This window comes from Hymenobacter canadensis, from assembly GCF_027359925.1.
Lineage (GTDB): Bacteria > Bacteroidota > Bacteroidia > Cytophagales > Hymenobacteraceae > Hymenobacter > Hymenobacter canadensis.
The window spans coordinates 1661947-1678282 of record NZ_CP114767.1; the positions used below are offsets into that span (position 1 = coordinate 1661947).

Annotated in this window: 13 protein-coding genes; 9 read left to right on the plus strand and 4 right to left on the minus strand. The window is 62.2% G+C overall.

Annotated features, from left to right (window positions below; genetic code table 11):
- Positions 1-215 precede the first annotated feature (215 nt).
- Positions 216-407, minus strand: a complete 192-nt coding sequence (locus tag O3303_RS07225; RefSeq protein ID WP_044017446.1) for a cold-shock protein — start codon at positions 405-407, stop codon at positions 216-218.
- A 238-nt stretch (positions 408-645) separates the two neighbouring features.
- Here O3303_RS07225 and O3303_RS07230 point away from each other — a divergent pair, with 238 nt between their 5' ends.
- Positions 646-1056, plus strand: coding sequence for an acyl-CoA thioesterase (locus O3303_RS07230; RefSeq protein WP_269561390.1), 411 nt, complete (start codon positions 646-648; stop codon positions 1054-1056).
- Positions 1057-1063: 7 nt separating this feature from the next.
- On the opposite strand, the gene O3303_RS07235 is transcribed toward O3303_RS07230, so the two are convergent.
- Entirely contained in the window at positions 1064-1474 is a 411-nt protein-coding gene (locus O3303_RS07235) for a hypothetical protein (RefSeq protein WP_269561391.1), read from the minus strand.
- Between the two features lie 50 nt (positions 1475-1524).
- On the opposite strand from O3303_RS07235, the gene O3303_RS07240 reads away from it, so the two are divergent.
- Both O3303_RS07240 and O3303_RS07245 read left to right on the plus strand, forming a co-directional pair.
- Entirely contained in the window at positions 1525-5073 is a 3549-nt protein-coding gene (locus tag O3303_RS07240; protein ID WP_269561392.1) for a UvrD-helicase domain-containing protein, read from the plus strand.
- Positions 5074-5234: 161 nt separating this feature from the next.
- Entirely contained in the window at positions 5235-6491 is a 1257-nt protein-coding gene (locus O3303_RS07245; RefSeq protein ID WP_269561393.1) for a TCR/Tet family MFS transporter, read from the plus strand.
- Positions 6492-6642: 151 nt separating this feature from the next.
- On the opposite strand, the gene O3303_RS07250 is transcribed toward O3303_RS07245, so the two are convergent.
- Positions 6643-6840 carry a GldL-related protein gene (locus O3303_RS07250; protein WP_269561394.1) on the minus strand — a complete coding sequence of 66 codons (198 nt, stop codon included), beginning with the start codon at positions 6838-6840 and terminating at the stop codon, positions 6643-6645.
- Positions 6841-7023: 183 nt separating this feature from the next.
- Here O3303_RS07250 and O3303_RS07255 point away from each other — a divergent pair, with 183 nt between their 5' ends.
- The 6 genes from O3303_RS07255 to O3303_RS07280 all read left to right on the plus strand — a co-directional run bounded on the left by O3303_RS07255 (position 7024) and on the right by O3303_RS07280 (position 14904).
- The gene (locus tag O3303_RS07255; RefSeq protein WP_269561395.1) at positions 7024-10560 is read left to right on the plus strand and encodes a PD-(D/E)XK nuclease family protein; all 3537 of its coding nucleotides are present in this window, start codon (positions 7024-7026) and stop codon (positions 10558-10560) included.
- Positions 10561-10693: 133 nt separating this feature from the next.
- Positions 10694-11128 carry a nucleoside deaminase gene (locus tag O3303_RS07260; RefSeq protein WP_044018957.1) on the plus strand — a complete coding sequence of 145 codons (435 nt, stop codon included), beginning with the start codon at positions 10694-10696 and terminating at the stop codon, positions 11126-11128.
- A 111-nt stretch (positions 11129-11239) separates the two neighbouring features.
- The gene (locus O3303_RS07265) at positions 11240-11545 is read left to right on the plus strand and encodes a hypothetical protein (RefSeq protein WP_269561396.1); all 306 of its coding nucleotides are present in this window, start codon (positions 11240-11242) and stop codon (positions 11543-11545) included.
- Entirely contained in the window at positions 11518-11922 is a 405-nt protein-coding gene (locus O3303_RS07270; protein WP_269561397.1) for a hypothetical protein, read from the plus strand. The genes O3303_RS07265 and O3303_RS07270 overlap by 28 nt, the downstream gene beginning before the upstream one ends.
- A gap of 197 nt (positions 11923-12119) precedes the next feature.
- On the plus strand, positions 12120-12947 hold the full coding sequence (locus O3303_RS07275; RefSeq protein WP_269561398.1) for a mechanosensitive ion channel family protein: 828 nt from the start codon (positions 12120-12122) through the stop codon (positions 12945-12947).
- Positions 12948-13125: 178 nt separating this feature from the next.
- The gene (locus tag O3303_RS07280) at positions 13126-14904 is read left to right on the plus strand and encodes a chloride channel protein (protein ID WP_269561399.1); all 1779 of its coding nucleotides are present in this window, start codon (positions 13126-13128) and stop codon (positions 14902-14904) included.
- Between the two features lie 199 nt (positions 14905-15103).
- On the opposite strand, the gene O3303_RS07285 is transcribed toward O3303_RS07280, so the two are convergent.
- Positions 15104-16294, minus strand: coding sequence for a cation:proton antiporter domain-containing protein (locus O3303_RS07285; protein ID WP_269561400.1), 1191 nt, complete (start codon positions 16292-16294; stop codon positions 15104-15106).
- Between the last annotated feature and the right edge of the window lie 42 nt (positions 16295-16336).

The following is a 16336-nucleotide window of genomic DNA, read 5'->3' on the forward strand; positions in this document are numbered from 1 at the left end:
CGAAGCATCTCGCGTGCTGACGTTGTGGTACTACTCCTGCGTCAGCACGCGAGATGCTTTGCTTCGCTCTGCATGACAGTTACTACACTGGCGAGATGCTTCGGCCTCCGGCCTCTGCATGACGTTCTTATAGACCCTCCCGCTGCCTCGAGCGCATAAAAAAAGCAGGCTCCCCGAGGGAACCTGCTTTTCTAAGTATCCGAAAAGGAAACGGACTAAGCCAGCTTCACTTTTACAGCATTCAGGCCTTTGCGGCCCTGAGCAATTTCGAATTGAACTTTGTCGTTGTCGCGAATCTCGTCGATGCACTCCGTAACGTGTACGAAGATGTCTTCGCCGGTGCCGTCAACTTTGATGAAGCCGAAACCTTTGGTTTCGTTGAAGAATTTTACAGTTCCTGTCTGCATGGTACTTGTGATGATGGATGGTTCTTTAAGAAAAGCAGTACGAAACGCTGCTTTCCCTTTCTCATCGAAAGTACTCAACAGGCCTGTGGTAGCCACCGTTCTTAAACTGTGTCAAAGATAGCGGAAGTTTTGAGTTTCGCTTACCCCAAGCCAAGAACTTGTATATAGCTGCCGGCAGGTGCAGTTTCAGAAGCGCCGGTTTCGGCGTTCCTTTACAGCGGCCAACCCGCTGCCTGCCATGACCACGCCCGCTTTCCGCTTTTCGCACCTGCTCACCGTCCAGCCCGAGGACATCGACGACCTGGACCACGCCAACAACGTGCAGTATGTGCGCTGGGTGCAGGACACGGCCGCCGCGCACTGGCACACGGCCTACCCGCCCGCCGACGGCCACACCTTTATCTGGGTGGTGCGGGAGCACCGCATCCGCTACCACCACCCGGCCCTGCTGGGCGAGCAGCTGCGCTGCACCACTTGGATTGGCGAGGTGCGCGGCGCCCAGAGCCAGCGCTTCGTGCGCATCGAGCGGGCCGAGGATGGCAAACTACTCTGCGAAGCCGAGACGCAGTGGGTGCTGCTGGACCCGCAAACCAAGCGCCCGGTGCGCGTGACGCCGGAGATGGTGGAGCGGCTTTGGGGAGCGGTGTAGGGGTAAATTACCAGCGAATCATGCTGATAAATTGTTCGAATTTTTCAAGGACAGCCTCAGCAGGGTAATACCGCACAAATTCCGGTTTTTGGTAGGACTTGGCAAAGTATTTAAACTCCCATTTCTGCTTATAATAATCGAATACTATGTGCAATGCTTCTCTATCTAACTTGATGTCAGGATAAATACTGATAATCAATTTATCCACGGATGTAAATGCATAGAGCCTTGTAGAGAGTGAGGATGCGTTTATCAACTGCACGAGCTCTAGAAGCGGCTCAAGCTTTCTGCCAGAGCGCACACCATCTGTGTAATGACTTTCAATCGATTTCCAAGACTTCGCACTTGTCATAATTAGTTCGTAATTCTTGTCCTGTAGGTCATTGTCACACAAGCTAAGCATAGGTTCCTTTTCCACCCTACTATCAAGTAAACTTATAGATAGTTCGTATTTCCCCCCTTCCCCCAATGCCCGCCACCTTTCGCATCTACTCTTCTTCTGCCGGCTCCGGCAAAACGTATCAGCTTACCAAGGAGTACCTGAAGCTGGCGCTGGGCAGCGAGGACCCGGCCTATTTCAAGCAGGTGCTGGCCATTACGTTCACCAACGACGCGGCCGGCGAGATGAAGCAGCGCATCATTGGGGCGCTGCGCAAGTTTGCCTACCCCAAAGCCGGCGAAACGGATGCGCTATTGGCTGAAGTAGCCGAGGAGCTGGCCGCCGAAGGGCTGCTGCCGCGCCGCACCGAAACCGCCGAGGAACGCCAAGAGGAAGTGCGCCGCCGGGCCCGCGAAACCTTCCGGCTGGTGCTCTACCACTACGCCGATTTTGCGGTGAGCACCATCGACTCGTTTGTGCAGCGTATCGTGACGGCCTTCACGCGGGAGCTGGAGCTGCCGGCCACGTTTGAGGTGGAACTGGACACCGACGCCGTGCTGCAAACCGCCGTGGCCGCCCTGCTCGACAAGGTGAACCGCGACCCGAACTCGCAGCTGCTGGCCCGCACTCTCACCGAGTACGCCCTGAGCCGCGCCGACGAAGGCAAGAGCTGGAACAACCTGCCCGACGAGCTGGCCGGCTTCGGGCAGTTTCTGTTCAACGAGACCGTGCACGAGGCTGTGGCGCAACTCCAGACGCTCACGCTCCAGGACTTCCGCCGCCTGCACGACACCATGCGCCAGCGCCGCGAAACCATCGAAAACCTGTTCCGGGAAGTGGGCACGCTGGCCACCGAGGCGCTGGCCGAAGCCGGCGTGACGGACGCCGACCTGTACCAGGGCCGTAGCGGCATCTTCGGGTACGCCACCAAGTGGGAGGAGCGCCTGCTGCCCGACAAGGAAGCCAACTCCTACGTGCGTACCACCCTCGACCAGGACAAATGGTACAGCGGCAAGGTAAAAACCGCCGCCGACCGCCAGCGCGTGGACGCCGCCAAGCCCGTGCTGCAAACCGCTTACGACCAGTTTGAGAAGCTGCGCGACGTGCTGCTGCCGCAGTATCTGCTGCTCACGGCTATGCAGCCCTACCTGTTCCATGCCTCGCTGCTGAGCGAGCTGAACAAGATAGTGGAGCAGGTGAGCCGCGAGCGGAACGTGGTGCTCATCAGCGAATTCAACCGCCGTATTGCGGCCATTGTGCTGAAGGAGCCGGTGCCGTTTCTGTACGAGCGGCTGGGCGAGCGGTACGCGCACCTGCTGATCGACGAGTTTCAGGATACGTCGGTGCTGCAGTGGAACAACCTGCTGCCGCTGGTGGAAAACTCGGTAGGCAAGGACAACCTGAACCTGGCCGTGGGCGACGCCAAGCAGGCCATCTACCGGTGGCGGGGCGGCGAAATGGAGCAAATTCTGCGCCTGCACCAGGGCGACACCGCTGCTCTGGCCGCCCGCGCCACCGAGCCCGAAACCCAGCGGCTGCTGCAGGAGCGCTACCAGGGCCTGCAGGGCCGCCTGGAGCCGAAGTCGCTGAACGTGAACTACCGCTCGGCCGCGGAAATTGTGGCCTTCAACAACGAGTTCTTCAGCCACCTGCGCACCCAGCACCCCGATTTCGCGCTGGTGCAGGACTTGTTCGAGCCGGGGTTCCGGCAGACGGTGCCGGGCCGCCCAACGATTGCCTCACCCCCTAGCCCCCTCTCCCGTGGAGAGGGGGGACTAGATTCTAGTTTATCAACTGAAGAATCTAGGTCTAAAGCTAGTTCCCCCTCTCCACGGGAGAGGGGGCTAGGGGGTGAGGCCCCAGCGGCCGGCCACGTGGAAATTCTGTTCACCGGCAACGACGCGCCGGCCAGGCCCTACCACGCGCACGACGGCACCTACGGCGTGGAGCCGCTGCCGGGCTATCTGCCGGAGGCCACCCTCGACTACGACGAAAGCACGCTCTACCTGACCCTGGCGCTGGTGCAGCAGGCCTTGCGCGACGGATTCCGGCCGCGCGACGTGGCCGTACTGAGCCGCACGCGGCGGGGCAGCCGGCTGGTGGCCAAGTTTCTGAAGGAGCGTGGCTACGACATTATTTCGGCCGATTCGCTGTCGTTGGAGTTTGCGGAAGTGGTGAATTTGCTGGTGGCCATCTACCGGGTGCTCAACCAGCCCGCCGACACGCTGGCGCGGGCCGAGGCGCTGCTGCTGCTAGACAAGGTGGTGCGGCGCGTGGCCCCCACCCCGGCCCGTGTGCGCCACTTGGCCAAGCTGGCGAATGCCGAATCGGCCGCGGATTTCTTCGAGGAATTCCGGACGCTGGGCTACGACCTGCAGGAGCAGGAAACCGGCAACCTGGGCCTGTATGAGCTGACCGAGCGCCTGATTGGGCTATTTGGGCTGCTGGGCCGCAATGGGGAAAGCGAGTACCTGTTCCGGTTCCTGGACCTCACGCTGGAATACAGCCTGCGCTACGGCAACAACCTCAACAACTTCCTCACCTATTGGGAGCAGCGCAAGAGCAACCTCAGCATCAACGCCCCCGCCGGCCGCGACGCCATTACCATCACCACGGTGCACAAGGCCAAGGGCTTGGCCTACGGGGTGGTGATTGTGCCCTTCGCCGACTGGAGCCTGGAGCCGCACCGGGGCACGCTGCTCTGGGGCCGCCTCAACGAGGACGACAAGCCGGTGGCCGACATGCCGGCCGTGGCGGTGGTGCCGCTCACCAAAAACCTGAGCCGCACGGCGCTGGCCGGGCAGTTTCTGCAGGAGCGCGAAAAGACCTTCCTCGAAGGCCTTAACATGCTCTACGTGGCTCTCACCCGGCCCCGGCACCGGCTCTACATCCTCAGCAAACGCCCCGAGGCGCCCAAGAAAACCACCGACGACACCGCCCCGGAAGGCCCCGCCAAAAACGTAGCTGAGCTGCTGCACAGCTACCTGAAGCAGCAGCAGCTATGGGCCGAGGAGCAGGTGTCGTTCGTGGTTTCGCAGGGCTCTGCCGCCAAAGCTGACCTGAAAAACGACCAGCCGACTACCCGCAACTTCGCACTCACCAACCTGGAAACCGCGCCCTGGGAAGAGCGGCTGCGTCTGCGCCGCCACGCCACCACCGTGTTCGATTTCGACCGGCAGGAGCAGCTGGGTGAGTGGAACCGCAAGCTGCACTACGGCCTGCGCCGCCTGTTGCTGGCCGAGGATGTGGAGCGCGTAGGCCGGCAGCTGGCGGCTGAAGGCTTCATCAGTACCCGCGAACGGCCGGCGCTGGAGCAGCGTCTGCAGCAGGTGGTTAAGCATCCCGAGCTGGCCCGCTACTTCAGCGCCGACGTGAGCGTGGAAACGGAGCGTGAAATCCTGGTGGGCGGCGTGAAGCGGCGCGACTACAAGCCCGACCGGGTGGTGTTTGAAACCCTGCCCGGCGCCACCGGCCGCGGCGAGGTGCGCGTGACGCTGCTCGATTTCAAGGTGCCGCCGCCCAGCCCTACCCACCGCCTGCCGCTGCAGCAGTACGCGCAGCTGTTCCGGCAGCTGGGCTACCGCGAAGTGGTGTGCGTGCTGTACTATTTCGGATCGGAGGAAGTGGTGGTGTTTTGATTGTAGCATAGGCTTCAGCCTGTGCCGGATGGAAGCGGCAAGCCAGCCGCCGGGAGTGCAACGCCATCGGCTGGCTGATTCTGTATCGATAGCTCCGTGGCGGCACAGGCTGAAGCCTATGCTACACGTGGTTACCTTCGCAGCCTTATTGTTCTCTGCTTATGTCTGCTGCCCGCAAGCCTGCCCTGGCCTTTATTTTCCTTACGCTGCTGCTCGATGTCATCGGGTTTGGCATCATCATTCCGGTGCTGCCCAAGCTGATTACGCACCTCACGGGCGGCACCTTGTCGGAGGCGGCGCAGTACGGCGGGTGGCTGCTGTTTGCATTTGCCAGCATGCAGTTCCTGTTTTCGCCCATCCTCGGCAACCTCTCCGACCAGTACGGGCGGCGGCCGGTGCTGCTGTTTGCGCTGTTCGGCTTCGGCCTCGACTACCTGTTTCTGGCCTTTGCGCCGTCGGTGGCGTGGCTGTTTGTGGGGCGCATTATTGCGGGCATCACGGGGGCCAGCTTCTCCACGGCCTCGGCCTACATTGCCGATATCAGCACGCCCGAAAACCGGGCCCAGAACTTCGGCATGATTGGGGCGGCGTTTGGGCTGGGCTTCATCATCGGGCCGGTGTTGGGCGGCAAGCTGGCGCAGTTCGGCCACCAGGCGCCGTTTCTGGCGGCCGCGGCGCTGTCACTCATCAACTGGCTGTATGGCTACTTCGTGCTGCCTGAGTCGCTGGCCAAGGAAAACCGCCGGCCCTTCGACTGGAAGCGGGCCAACCCCATCGGCTCGCTCCGGCAGCTGCGCAAGTACCCCGTGATTCTGGGGTTGGTGGTGGCCATGGTGCCCATCTACATTGCCGCGCATGCCACCCAAAGCACCTGGTCGTACTTCACGATGTATCAGTTTCACTGGAACGAAGACCAGGTAGGCAACTCGCTGGGCGCCGTCGGGCTGCTTACGGGTTTGGTGCAGGGCGTGCTGATTCGCTACATCAACCCCTGGCTCGGCAACAAACGCTCGGTGCTTATTGGGCTGGGGCTGTACACGCTGGGCTTTGCGCTGTTTGCGTTTGCCGGGCAGCCCTGGATGATGTTTGCTTTCCTGGTGCCCTACTGCCTGGGCGGTATTGCCATGCCGGCGCTGCAGAGCATCATGGCCGGGCAGGTGCCGCCCTCCGAGCAGGGCGAGCTGCAGGGTGCCCTCACCAGCCTCGTCAGCCTCACCTCCATCGTCGGCCCGCCGCTGATGACCAACCTGTTTTCGTATTTCACCGGCCCCAAAGCGCCCGTGCATTTCCCCGGCGTGGCCTTCCTGACGGGCTCGGTGCTCACGCTCATCAGTTTGCTGCTGGTAATCCGCTCTTTGCGCCACTACGTGGCCCCGGTTACGCCTGCGCCGGTTTCGGAAGCTGCGGCCGGCCACTAGCAACTGTCATTCCGACGCAGGAGGAATCTGGGTGAACCAACTATCGGTTTACCCAGATTCCTCCTGCGTCGGAATGACAGTTCTAAAACAGCAACTACCTACCTGGCAGCTTCCGTAGGCTCATCAGCGCCTTGGGCACGGCCCGCGCCCGCTACCAGTTCAGAAACTCCCGAAGTTTAGGGTGCGTGAGCAGCTTCAGCAGCAAGCCTACCACGCCCAAGGCTTTCAGGGCCATGCCGCTTATCAGCAGCAAGTCGGCCCCGGCCCAATGCTGAATCTTGAACAGCGCGCCCACAAAGTCGACGCAGAAACCAAGGAAGAGTAAGACGAGAAAGTATTTGATTTTCATACTTGAGTAGTTGATGAGGTTTGCGACTCCTGCAGCATCCGCCCGGAGCATTTTAGTTACCCTCACGATCATCTGAAAATGAGGGCACTTGGAGGATAATTATCGTTGCTGCCGCAGGTTAATCAATTAATTCCATGCTTGCATGTGCCCTTGCTGGCCGCCTGCAAGGTATCTTTACTATCAATGAATTCGCTCCTGCCGCCTGTCGTTTCGCCTGCTTCCGTTTCCACTGAGTCGTTTCTGAGTCAGATGGCCCGCGACCTGACCGCGCGCTACGCCCCCGAGGAGCTGTCGGATCTGGTGGTGGTGGTGCCTACGCGGCGGGCCGTGGTGTACCTCAAAAACGAGCTGGCTATGGCCACCGACGCCGGCGAGGCCCTCTGGAGCCCGCGCGTGGCGGCCATGGAAGACTACATGGTGGAGCTGGCCGGCGTGCAGGTGGAAGAGCCCATCACGCTGCAGCTGCTGCTCTACGACATCCTGCGCGACATTGACCCCAAGCTGGACTTCGACCGGTTTGTGAGCTGGGCGGGGCTGCTGCTCGAAGACTTCTCCAGCCTCGACCAGAACCTGGCCCCCGCTGATAAGGTGTTCGAGTACCTATCGCAGGCCAAGGCGCTGGAGCGCTGGGATTTGGGCGAGGCCCCCAAGCCGGAGTCGATGACGGCGGGCTACTTCCGATTCTGGGACGACCTGAGCAAGGTGTACTACCGCCTGCGCCAGCGCATGCTGTCCCAGCACGTGGCCTACCCCGGCCTGGCCTATCGGCGTGCCGCCGAGCGGGTGGCCGAGCAGCTGGCCGCGGGCCAGGCTTTGCCGCGGCACGTGTTTCTGGGGCTGGGCTTCCTCTCCAAGGCCGAGGAGCGCCTGATTCTGCAGCTGCTGAAAGCCGGCCTGGCGGAGGTGCGCTTCGACGGCGACGCCTTCTACATGGACGCCGACACGCCCAACCGCGCCGGCCAGCATCTGCGCCGCTACCTCAAAAACTGGGAGCTGCCGCTGGACGATTTCGGCGGGCCGGCTGAGCTGCTGCGCGGGCTGCCGCGCCACGTGCGCTTTGTGGGCGTGGCCAACGCCAGCATGCAGGGCAAGGTGGCCGGACAGCTGCTGGCCGCTGGCCGCCTGGCCCACCCCACCGGCACGGTGGCCGTGGTGCTGCCCGACGAAACCCTGTTGCTGCCCGTGCTGCACGGCCTCCCGCCCGACGCCGTGCCCGACTACAACGTGACCATGGGCCTCAGCTTCCAGAGCACGCCCCTGTTCAACCTCGTGGATCTGCTGTTTGAGGTACACCTGACCGGCATTCGGGAGGGCTCCAGCGAAACTGGCTATGGCGTGCCGCGCTACCATCACCTGGCCGTGACCAAGCTGCTGGGCCACCCGTTTCTGCGCCGCTACCAGCAGTGGCTGGACAAGCAGCCCAACCCCGAGTACCACGGCCTGCTCGACCACATCTGCCGGGCCATTGTGAAGCGCAACGCCGTGCTGCTGCCCGCCACCGAGCTTCTGGAGCTGGGCAAAGAGCACGCGCTGATTGCGGCCCTGTTCAAAACCTGGGACACCTGCGACGACATCATTGCGGCCTGCTACACCCTCATTGACCTGCTGAAACAGGTGTACCAGGAGCAGCATTCGGCCATTGAGGCCGAGTACCTGTACCTGTTCTACACGCTGGTGAAGCGCCTGGATTCGGTGTTCGACTGCCGGGAGCAGCGGCTGTCGGTGCGCTCGTTCCGGCGCTTTCTCTACGAGCAGATGACGCGCACCCGCCTGCCGTTCTCGGGCGAGCCGATTGCCGACGTGCAGGTGATGGGTCTGCTGGAAACCCGTGCCCTCGACTTCGACCACATCATCCTGCTCAGCTGCAACGAAAACGTGCTGCCGGCCCCCAAGCGCCACACGTCGCTGTTTCCGTACGACGTGCTGACCGAGTTCCGCCTGCCCACCTACGCCGACCAGGAAGCCGCCACCGCCTACCACTTCTGGCGCCTGCTGCAGCGCGCCCGCCGCGTAGACCTGGTGCACGTACTGCCCGGCGCCGAAGGCACCCGCACCGGCGAGCGAAGCCGCTTCCTGCTCCAGCTCCAGAACGACCTGCTGCCGCAAAGCCCCCAGATGGTGCTGGAGGATGTGGTGGCGGTGGTGACCGGCGCCAACGAAGGGCCTCACCCCCCGGCCCCCTCTCCTAAGGGAGAGGGGGAGCCTGACGAGCTCCAGATGTCGTCGGCAGAGAAGTATGATGACGGCACGCTGCATTGGAATACCGCGGATCCGAAAGCATATCAGAAGACTCGCGAGTACGGACGAAATATGCGCAAAGCGCCGACAGAGGCGGAGAATATTCTCTGGCAGGCCTTACGCGGCCGTAAACTAGCTAATGGTGCAAAGTTTCGGCGCCAGCATCATATCGGTCAGTTCATTGTGGATTTTGCCAGTCTGGAAAACTGGTTGGCTGTTGAAGTAGATGGCGAAATCCACGATCAGCCCGCACAGGCCGAATATGACCATGGGCGCACCCACGAGTTGGGGGAGCGAGGCTTTCACCTATTAAGATTCTCGAACACTCAGGTACTTAGCCAGCTTCCTGCTGTGCTGCACAAGATTGAAGACACGATTAGCCAAATCAATGGCCTGCCCGCAACGGCTACTACTGCACCGCTCACCCGCCTAACTACACCCACCACCCACGCCGCCGTGGCTCCCCCCTCTCCCCTAGGAGAGGGGGGCCGGGGGGGTGAGGCCCCACCCGCGCCGCCCCTCGGCGACCTGACCCTCGACAAAGACGCCGGCATGCTCCAGGCCCTGCGCCTGCTCCTCGACAAAGGCCTCTCCCCCACGGCCCTCAACGAATACTTAGCCTGCTCGCTGAAGTTCTACTTCAACCGCGTGGCCCGATTCCGCGAGGCCGACGAAGTGGAGGAAGCCCTCGGCGCCGACGGCTTCGGCACGGTGGTGCACGAGGCACTGGAAGACCTGCTCACACCGTTCCAGAAAAGCGGCCAGCCCCTCACGGCCGCCGACATTCCGGGCCTGATGCAGCTGGCCCCCATGATGGTGCAGAAGGCGCTGCGCAAAGAGGAAAAAGACCGCCACGCCCGCGCCGACGAAGGCCTCAACCACGTGCTGGGCCAGGTGGCTTCGCAGCTGGTGCGCCGCTACCTCGAAGGCTTGCTCACCGAAAAAGATGGCCTGCCGCTGCAGATTCAGGGCCTGGAAGAAGAGCTGCACGCCACCGTGTTTGTGCCGCTGCCTGATGGCGAGAAGCTGCCCGTGCGCCTCGTCGGCTTTGCCGACCGGGTAGACCAGCTGCCCGACGGCCGCCTGCGGGTGGTGGACTATAAAACCGGCCTCGTGCTGGCCCACGAGCTGAAGCTGCAGAAGCGCAACCAAACCGCCGCCGAGGCCGCCGAGCGCCTCGTGCTCGACGCCACCTACTCCGCCGATAAGGTGCGGCAGCTGTGGCTCTACCGCTTCATGCTGGCCCAGAACGGCCGCCCTGCCGCCGACGCCGCCATCATCTCCTTGCGCAATCTGCCCGCCGGCCCCATGCCCGCCGACATGGGCTTTATCACCGCCGACGGCCAGGACTTCCTGCCCCGTAGTGAGGAGCTGCTCGGCCGCATCATCCGCCGCATCCTCGACCCGCAGGAGCCCATCCGCAAAACCGACGACCTCGACAAGTGCCAGTATTGCCCCTACAAAGGCATTTGCGCCCGATAAAAATGTAGCATAAGCTTTAGCTTGTGCCGTCAAGCGCCGAAAAAGGCGCTGCCCGTTTCCTAGAAGTAATTTTTCCACCCAGCCTGCGCCGCCTACTTTCGGCGCAAGCTAAAGCTTACGCTACATGCCAGAAATAGACGAATTCATGCAGGCCGCCATCGACGAAGCGCGCCAGGGCCGCAAGGAAGGCGGTATTCCGATTGGCTCGGTGCTGCGCCGCGGCAACGACATCGTGAGCCGCGGCCACAACAAGCGCGTGCAGGAGCTGGACCCCATTGCCCACGGCGAAATGGACGCCCTGCGCAACGCCGGCCGCCAGCGCACCTACCGCGACACAGTGCTTTATACCACGCTCATGCCCTGCTACATGTGCGCCGGCACCATCGTGCAGTTCAAAATCCCGAAAGTGGTGGTGGGCGAAGCCCGCACCTTCGGCGAGTCCAAGGCCTTTCTGGAAAGCCACGGCGTGGAAGTTGTGATTCTGGACTCGGAAGAGTGCGTGGAGATGATGCGCGAGTTCATCGAGGCCGAGCCCACGCTCTGGAACGAGGACATTATGGAGCTGTAAGACGCCGGTTGCTTTGCAACTGAACGCGCCATTGGCGGTTGTATAGCGGCCGGGCTGGCTTTCGGAGGGTTTCCGACTGCCGGCCCGGCCGCTATTCTTACCTTTGCCGGCATGAACCAACCTCCGCTGATGGCCTCCAAGAAATGCCCGCATTGCGGGTTCTGGAGCCCGTGGCAGCAGCAGGCTACCGACCGCTGCGAGCGGTGCGGCCTCCACCTCGACGCGCCCCGCATGCGCAGCGAGCAGAAGCGGCAGGAGCTGGCCGATACGCCGCTGCCGTCGTTTATGCGCCTGGAGCTCAAGCCCGATGACAGCCCGGTGCTGCGCTTTTTCAAGCATATTGTCCGGGGCGGGCAGCTGGTTTTCGGCGCTATCGTTTCGTTTCTGCTATGGCTGGTGGCAATGCTCGCGGGCTAAGGTGGTGGCCGCCGGAGCTGCGCCACCCGCTGTTTCTGGCGCTGGCCGCCCTCTACCTGGTTGCGCGGCTCGCCCGCCACTGGCATATCCGGGTGCTGCCCGCCGCCCTCAACTCGCACCTGGCCGACATGCTGGCCCTGCCGCTGCTGCTCACCGTGGCGCTCAGTATCATGCGGCGCCTGTACTTCCGGCAGCCGGCTTTCGTGCTGCCCGGCAGCTGGGTAGTGAGCACCTGGCTGGCTACGTCCTTCCTTTTTGAGCTGCTGCTGCCGCTACTGCGCCCGCGCACCTACACCGCCGACTGGCTCGATGTGGTGGCCTACGGCTTGGGCGGGCTGGTTTTCTGGCGCTGGCTCAACCGCCCGGCAAGCCGCTAGCCGAACCTGCCCCGCCCTCTTTTGCGTAGAACCACCCAAACGCCCCGCCGGCCCGTGCCGCGGGGCGCTTGATTTTAAGTACCGAGTCAGAAGTATAGAGTAGTAAGATTTACTTCAGCCACCTGATCATCAGGTGTTGATTATGGTCTCATTACTCAGTACTTGTGCCTTGGTACTTAGTTACTGACTGACTGTATATGCTGAATGATCTGAACCGGGTGCTGTCCACGTATTGGCAGCAGTTTTTGTACGTGCTGCCCAAGCTGGCCCTGGCGCTGGTGCTGCTGGTGGTGGCCATTTTCATTGCCAACCGCCTGAGCAGCCTGCTGGGCAGCCGCCTGCGCCGCCGCTCCCACGACCCGCTGCTGGCCGACTTCCTCACCCGCATCAGCAAATGGGTGTTTATGCTGCTGGGCCTGCTGCTGGCCATGGAAGTGGTAGGACTTTCGGGCATTGTGAGCGGGCTGCTGGCTGGGGCTGGGCTGTCGGCGTTCATCGTGGGCTTTGCCTTCAAGGACATTGCAGAGAACTTCCTGGCGGGCGTGATTCTGGCCTTCAACCGCCCCTTCCACATCAACGACACCGTGCAGATCAAAGACCAGGTGGGCCACGTGGAGGCCCTCAACCTGCGCACCACCCTCATCCGCTCCTTCGACGGCAAGCACGTGTTTCTGCCCAACTCCCTGGTGCTCAAGGAGCCGCTCATCAACTTCACCCGCGACGGCAACCTGCGCCAGGATTTCCTGGTGAGCGTTGACTACGGCGCCGCCAGCAGCCCCGCCCGGGTGCAGGAGCAGCTACTGGCCTTCCTGCGCCAGCAACCCGAAATTCAACCCGAGGCCCCGCGCCTGCCCTACATCATCCTGGAAAAAGCGGCCGGCACCACCGCCGACCTGCGCGTGTATTTCTGGACCTCGGCCGAGGAATACCGCAGCGGCACCCTGCAGCAGAAAAGCCAACTGATGCAAAAGGTGAAGGACATGCTGCAGCAGGCGGGCTACCCGGCCCCCAACTTGGCGCAGTAGGCGGCAGCCAGGCAAAAGAACTCGGGCAGCGGTGCCGGCCAGCGGCGGCGTAAAACTACTGGCGGCGGTATTTTTTCCCTTTTTATGGGGCACTGACGCCGCTTTTTTGCTATCCTGCGTTGTGATACTAGTCGGGCCTGCTGTGTAGCGGGCAGGCGTTTCCTTTTGCTGCGTAGCAATGCCCAAGAATATTGTTCACCGGATTCTTAGCCCCTTGTTGCTGTGGCGGTTGCGTCATATCAACGACCGGGTGTACCTGATCCTGGTGAGCGTACTGGTGGGCCTGATGGCCGGCCTCACGGCGGTGCTGCTCAAAAACTCGGTGCACCGCTCGCAGGAATTGCTGTACGCCTGGGTGCCGGAAGAGAAGCGGGTGTTTGCCCTGTTCCTCTACCCCATCATCGGCATTGCGCTGTCGGTGCTGTTTACGCGCTATTTCCTGGATGGCAACCTGAGCCGCGGTTTGGGGCCCATCATCTACAACATTGCCCGGCAGGGCAGCATTGTGCCGCGCAGCAAGCTGTATTCGCAGTTCGTCACGTCCTTTATCACGGTTTCGTTTGGCGGGTCGGCGGGTCTGGAGGCCCCGATTTCGGTGACGGGCGCGGCGCAGGGCTCCAACCTGGGGCGGCTGTTGCGCGTGGGCCGGCGCGAGCGGCGCCTGTTGGTGGGCTGCGGCGCGGCGGCGGGCGTGGCGGCCATCTTCAACTCGCCCATTGCGGGTGTGCTGTTTGCCGTAGAAGTGGTGCTCAGCGAGTTGGCCGCACCCTACTTTATTCCGCTTCTGATTTCCACGGCCACTGCTACGGTGGTATCCAAGGCCCTGTTCGAAGGCCAGCCTTTCGTGCTCATCACCACCAGCTGGCCCGTGGATGCGGTGCCGTTTTACCTGATGCTGGGCTTGTGCACGGCGCTGCTGTCGGTGTACATGATCCGGGTGTACTTCGCGGCCGACAAGTTTTTTGAGCGCTGGCCGGGCACGTTCCGCAAGGTGGCGGTGGGCGGTTTGGCGCTGGGCGTGCTGGTGTTTCTGTTTCCGCCGCTCTATGGCGAGGGCTACAACATCGTGCAGCTGCTGCTGGCCGGCAAGGGCGAGGACCTGGTGGGCGGCTCCATCTTTGCCGTTTACCGCGACGAAAACGTGTGGATTCTGCTGGGCGTGGCGGCGGCCAGTATGCTGCTGAAGGTGTTTGCCACAACCATTACGGTGGGCGCCGGCGGCAATGGCGGCATGTTCGGCTCGTCGCTGTTTGCGGGGGCGCTGCTGGGCTTTGTGTTTGCCCGCCTCATCAACCTGAGCGGCCTGACCAGCGTCACGGAAGTGCATTTCATCGTGCTGGGCATGGCCGGCGTGCTGGCCGGCGTGGTGCACGCCCCGCTCACGGCCATCTTCCTGATTGCCGAAATCACCGGCGGCTACGCCCTGTTTGTGCCCCTGATGGTGGTCACCAGCTCCTCCTACCTGATTACGCGCTACTTCGAGCCCTACTCCGTGTACACCCGCAAGCTGGTGCAGAAGGGCGTGTATATGCACCAGGACCGCGACAGAAGCTTGCTCTCGCAGCTCGATCTGCACAATCTGGTGCAGACCGACTTCGTGCCCGTGCACCCCGACGATACGCTGGGCACCCTGGTAGACACGTTCCGGCACGCCACCCGCAACCTGTTTCCAGTGGTTGATGAGGCGGGCGTGCTGGTGGGCGTCGTCACGCTTGATACTGTGCGCGACGCCCTCTTCGACGACGTGCACTACACCACCACCCGCGTGCGCGACCTGATGACTGACCCCGCCGCCGTCGTAAATTCCGACGATTCGCTGCTGGATTCGCTGCGCTGCATGGAGCAGCTGGGCGTGCCCGCCCTGCCCGTCGTGGATAAGGGGCACTACGTGGGCTTCCTGCTGAAATCCAGCATTCTGGCCGGCTACCGCCGCCAGCTGCTCAAGGAAACGGAGTAGCCAGGGCGGCGAGTTGGTGGGTTGGCAGAACGTCATGCAGAGGCGCAGCCGAAGCATCTCGCATGCTGACGTTGCCACACAATTGAACGGTAACCGCTCCGTAGCCCAGGGTTTAAACCCTGGGCTACGGAGCAACGTCAGCACGCTAGATATTTCATTCCGTTCTACACTCCAGCAACCCACCACTCCACTAACCCTCCTAATACTCGCCTATCTCCGGGTCTTTTTTGGTGAGCTGCAGCCCGATCATCATTAGCACGCCGGTCAGCAGAATCACCACAAACAGCAGGCTTTCGCCCACTTCGCCGAGGTGGTGGCGGGCCGGAATGCTGTAGAAGAGCAGCACCGTGATGAGGCCTTTGGGCGCGATAAACAGCTCCGGAATCAGGTCGGATTTGGCGACGAAGCGCAGGTACAGGTAGCGGATAACGGTGAGCACGGCCACAATCAGCAGGCCCTGCAGCAGCAGCGTGCCGCTGATGAGCGTGCTGAGCGTGATGCTGAAGCCGAACAGCAGGAAAAAGAACGTCCGGATCAGGAAAGCCGATTCGGCGGTGATGCTTTTGAGCGGATGCAGCTCGGCGGCCAGCTGCTCGGGGTGCAGCCAGCGCTGCAGGCGCGGCCCGCGCAAAATCAGGCCGGCGTTGTTTACGGCCAGCCCAAACACCAGCACCAGCACCAGCGACGACAGGTGCAGCTTTTTGGCCAAGCTGTAGAGCAGCACCAGGAACGCCAGAATCAGGAAAAACTTGACGTGCAGCCGGATGCGGCCCAGCAGAAACGCCAGGGCCGCCGTGCTCAGCACCGCTACCACGAGCACCGCCACCACGTCGCGCGAGAACGTGACGAGGGAAATCCCCTGGGCGAAATTATCCTGCAGCGCGAAGTTGAACAGCATGATGCCCAGAATGTCCGAAAACGTGCTTTCGTACACGATGAACTCCTGCTTTTCGCCCATCAGATTGGCCACGCTGGGGATGGCAATGGCCGAGCTGATGACGGCCAGCGGCACGGCATTTATGAGGCAGGTCTGAAACGACGCCCCCAGATACCATTGCAGCAGCAGCGCAATAGCCACCGACTGCACTACCAGCATCAGCACCGCCGCCAGAAACGAGCGCCGGATCAGGGGCGCCTTTTCGCGGGTCAGCTCCAGGTCGAGGGCGCCCTCCAGCACAATCATAATCAGGCCGATGATGCCAAATATTTCCAGCACCACCTGCGGAATGCTCAACGTGAAGTCGAAGTAGTCGGCGGCCTGGCGCAGGGCAATACCCGTGAGCAGCAGCATCAGCACCGACGGCACCTTGGTGGCCCGCGCAATTAGGTCGAAGAGGTAGGACAGGATGACGGCCGCACTGAGGCCGATGAGGATAGAATAGGAACCCATACACGCAAGCCAGGCCCCCGCAGAACACCCGTTCCCGGCCCG

Excerpts from the sequence above, each read along its gene's own strand:
- O3303_RS07225 (WP_044017446.1), bottom strand. The coding sequence starts at position 407 with ATGCAGACAGGAACTGTAAAATTCTTCAACGAAACCAAAGGTTTCGGC.
- O3303_RS07230 (WP_269561390.1), top strand. The coding sequence starts at position 646 with ATGACCACGCCCGCTTTCCGCTTTTCGCACCTGCTCACCGTCCAGCCC.
- O3303_RS07240 (WP_269561392.1), top strand. The coding sequence starts at position 1,525 with ATGCCCGCCACCTTTCGCATCTACTCTTCTTCTGCCGGCTCCGGCAAA.
- O3303_RS07245 (WP_269561393.1), top strand. The coding sequence starts at position 5,235 with ATGTCTGCTGCCCGCAAGCCTGCCCTGGCCTTTATTTTCCTTACGCTG.
- O3303_RS07250 (WP_269561394.1), bottom strand. The coding sequence starts at position 6,840 with ATGAAAATCAAATACTTTCTCGTCTTACTCTTCCTTGGTTTCTGCGTC.
- O3303_RS07255 (WP_269561395.1), top strand. The coding sequence starts at position 7,024 with ATGAATTCGCTCCTGCCGCCTGTCGTTTCGCCTGCTTCCGTTTCCACT.
- O3303_RS07265 (WP_269561396.1), top strand. The coding sequence starts at position 11,240 with ATGAACCAACCTCCGCTGATGGCCTCCAAGAAATGCCCGCATTGCGGG.
- O3303_RS07270 (WP_269561397.1), top strand. The coding sequence starts at position 11,518 with ATGGCTGGTGGCAATGCTCGCGGGCTAAGGTGGTGGCCGCCGGAGCTG.
- O3303_RS07275 (WP_269561398.1), top strand. The coding sequence starts at position 12,120 with ATGCTGAATGATCTGAACCGGGTGCTGTCCACGTATTGGCAGCAGTTT.
- O3303_RS07280 (WP_269561399.1), top strand. The coding sequence starts at position 13,126 with ATGCCCAAGAATATTGTTCACCGGATTCTTAGCCCCTTGTTGCTGTGG.
- O3303_RS07285 (WP_269561400.1), bottom strand. The coding sequence starts at position 16,294 with ATGGGTTCCTATTCTATCCTCATCGGCCTCAGTGCGGCCGTCATCCTG.